This is a genomic window from Arthrobacter sp. SPT-J7, assembly GCF_059089965.1.
Genome location: NZ_JBNHFF010000311.1, coordinates 1 through 3,028, shown reverse-complemented (window position 1 = coordinate 3,028; position 3,028 = coordinate 1). Strand labels below are relative to the sequence as shown.

Annotated in this window: 3 protein-coding genes; all 3 read left to right on the top strand. The window is 66.9% G+C overall.

Going from position 1 to position 3,028, the window contains the following annotated elements:
• Positions 1 to 127 precede the first annotated feature (127 nt).
• Positions 128 to 1,114, top strand: a complete 987-nt coding sequence (locus AC5RWX_RS31855; protein WP_494100182.1) for a cell division protein FtsQ/DivIB — start codon at positions 128 to 130, stop codon at positions 1,112 to 1,114.
• Between the two features lie 184 nt (positions 1,115 to 1,298).
• A complete protein-coding gene (gene ftsZ / locus AC5RWX_RS31850) occupies positions 1,299 to 2,531 on the top strand; it encodes a cell division protein FtsZ (RefSeq protein ID WP_430228449.1) in 1,233 nt (410 codons plus the stop codon).
• 8 nt (positions 2,532 to 2,539) lie between these two features.
• Positions 2,540 to 3,028, top strand: a 489-nt coding sequence (locus tag AC5RWX_RS31845; RefSeq protein ID WP_494100181.1) for a purine nucleoside phosphorylase YfiH/LACC1 family protein, incomplete at its 3' end; no start/stop codon positions are given.

Genomic DNA, 3,028 nt, shown 5'->3' with positions numbered 1-3,028 from the left:
GGGCGGCTGGTCCGGGCCGCGGAGGCCGTGGCTGCCCTCGCCGCCGCCGCCGGCGACGGGGATATCGTCGTCACGGCAGGCGCCGGTGACGTCACGGCATACGGGCCGCAGATTGTGGAGGCCTTGAGTGCCTAGTTCCCGCCGCCCCACGTACGCTTCCACCGGCACACGCCCTGCCGCTGGGAAGACTGCCGCTGGGAACACTGCCGGCCGAACCCCGCGTTCCGGCACCGGGAACCGGGATACGGGGAGCGGCCCCGACGTCATTTCAGCCTCGCGGCCGGTGGCCGAGCCAGCCGCGCAGTCGCCGCAAGATGCGACGAGAACCATGTTCGGGGGCCGGAAGAAAGCAAAACCTGCGGAATCCCCGTCGGCTTCGAGAGGTTCGGCCGGGAATGTGCTGGCCTTTCCCGAACCGAAGGGCAAGCGGCGGAAGCGGAATGTCCTGGTCGTGGCCGCCACGATGGTTGCGGTCGTGGCCGGACTGCTGGCCGCGGCGATCTTTTCCCCGGTCCTTGCCGTGGACACCATCTCAGTTTCCGGTACCCGCCTGCTGACGCCGGCCCAGGTGGAGACTGCGCTGGAACCACTGCACGGGAAGCCCCTGCCGCAAATCACGGACGAGGAGGTGGGCCGCCTCCTTGAACCGCTCGTCCAGGTTAAGTCCGTGTCCGCTGAGGCGCGCCCGCCGTCGGGCCTCGCGGTAGAGGTTCGCGAACGCGTTCCCGTGGCCCTGGTCAAGCAGGGGGAGCAGTACCAGCTGGTTGATGTCGAGGGCGTGCAGCTGGCAGCTACCGCCGATCCGTCGTCTGTCTCCCTACCGGTGATTGACGGCGGTGCCGGCACCATCGGCAAGGAGCTCTTCCGCGCCACCGCGGAGGTGTTGGGCGCCCTTCCGGCAGATGTGCTGGCCAGGCTGTCCAACGCGTCCGCACAGTCAGTGGATGCTGTGGAACTCAAGCTTGTGGACGGCCAGACCATCATCTGGGGCAACGCGGGGGAGAAGGAACTCAAGGCCAAAGTACTGGCCGCCCTCCTCAAGGTCCCGGCGGATCCCAAAAACCCGGTTAAGGTGTACGACGTGAGCGTGCCCCGTCACCCGGTGACCCGATAAGACGCTTTCTTTCGGCTATTAATCCGACACGCGGAGGCGGTTATTGAATGTGTGAACCAGAGGAAATACGGTCACAGACATGAGTTACTTGACATAACTATAACCTTCAACTCGAAGGTTAAGGTTGCAGGCACTAAGCTCTTCATCAGATTTCGCAATAAGACACGAACAAGGGACACGTAACGTGGCAGCTCCGCAGAATTACTTGGCCGTCATCAAAGTCGTCGGCATCGGCGGCGGTGGCGTGAACGCAGTCAACCGCATGATCGAGGTCGGCCTCCGAGGTGTTGAATTTATCGCCATCAACACTGACGCCCAGGCCCTGCTGATGAGCGATGCCGACGTTAAGCTGGACGTGGGACGGGAGCTCACCCGCGGCCTTGGCGCAGGCGCGAACCCCGAGGTGGGCAAGCAGGCTGCGGAGGACCACGCGGACGAGATCGAGGAAGTACTCCGCGGGGCAGACATGGTCTTCGTTACCGCTGGCGAAGGCGGTGGAACGGGTACCGGCGGCGCTCCCGTCGTCGCACGCATTGCGCGGTCCCTCGGTGCCCTGACCATCGGCGTCGTGACCCGCCCGTTCACGTTCGAAGGCCGCCGCCGTGCCGGTTCCGCTGAGGCAGGCATTGACGCCCTGCGCGACGAAGTGGACACCCTGATCGTCATTCCGAACGATCGCCTCCTGTCCATCAGCGACCGCAACGTCTCAGTCCTGGACGCCTTCCGCTCCGCTGACCAGGTGCTGCTCTCCGGTGTCCAGGGCATCACTGACCTCATCACCACTCCGGGCCTGATCAACCTCGACTTCGCGGACGTCAAGTCCGTGATGCAGGGCGCCGGTTCCGCCCTGATGGGCATCGGCTCTGCCCGGGGCGAGGACCGCGCCGTCAAGGCCGCCGAGCTTGCCATTGCCTCGCCCCTGCTGGAAGCCTCCATCGACGGCGCACACGGGGTGCTCCTCTCCATCCAGGGTGGTTCGGACCTCGGCCTGTTCGAGATCAATGAGGCCGCACGCCTCGTCCAGGAAGTGGCGCACCCGGAAGCCAACATCATCTTCGGTGCCGTCATCGACGACGCCCTCGGCGACGAAGCCCGCGTGACGGTCATCGCAGCCGGGTTCGACGACGTCAAGGCCACCTCGCCGTCCATGGACCAGTCCCAGCCCCAGGTTGCTCCACAGCGGCCGGCAGCCGTTGCCCCCGCACCCGCCCAGGCGCCGTCCGCCGGCAACCACTCGATGAATGTCCAGCCGGTGCACGCAGGCGTCGGCGCAGCGGGCCTCAGCAACTGGGGGCAGCAGCGCCCCTCCGCTGTGCCCGCCGACTCAGGCTTCGACGTCGACCTCCCCTCCGTGGTGGAGCCGGACCTCACCGGCAGCCACTCGGATGACCTGGATGTCCCCGATTTCCTGAAGTAGGCCCCGGCTTGTTCCACTGGCGTGCCGAAATCCGGCCCGGGGTGTCTGTCGCCTTCACTGACGCTGCCGCCGGAAACCTGGCGCTGCACGTAGGTGACGATCCCGCGGAGGTGGGCCGGCGCCGCGAGGACCTGGAGCGGACCTTGGGCGTCGCCCCGCACCGCCTGCGGTTCATGAACCAGGTCCACGGCACCACCGTGGCCGTCATCGCCCCGGAAAGCCCCGCACCCGAGGCCGACGCCATGGTTTCCCAGGGCCTTCCGCTGGCCGTTATGGTAGCCGACTGCATTCCCGTCCTGCTGGCAGGGGAGTCCCCGGAAGGGCCGGTCCTGGCCGCTGTCCACGCAGGCCGGCCAGGCCTGGCCAACGGCGTCATTCCAGCCGCGGTAGCGGGCATGGAATCACTCGGCGCGGCAGGCATCCGCGCTTGGCTGGGACCGTCAATTTGCGGGAACTGCTACGAGGTCCCGGCCGCGCTGCAGGCCGAGGTGGCTGCC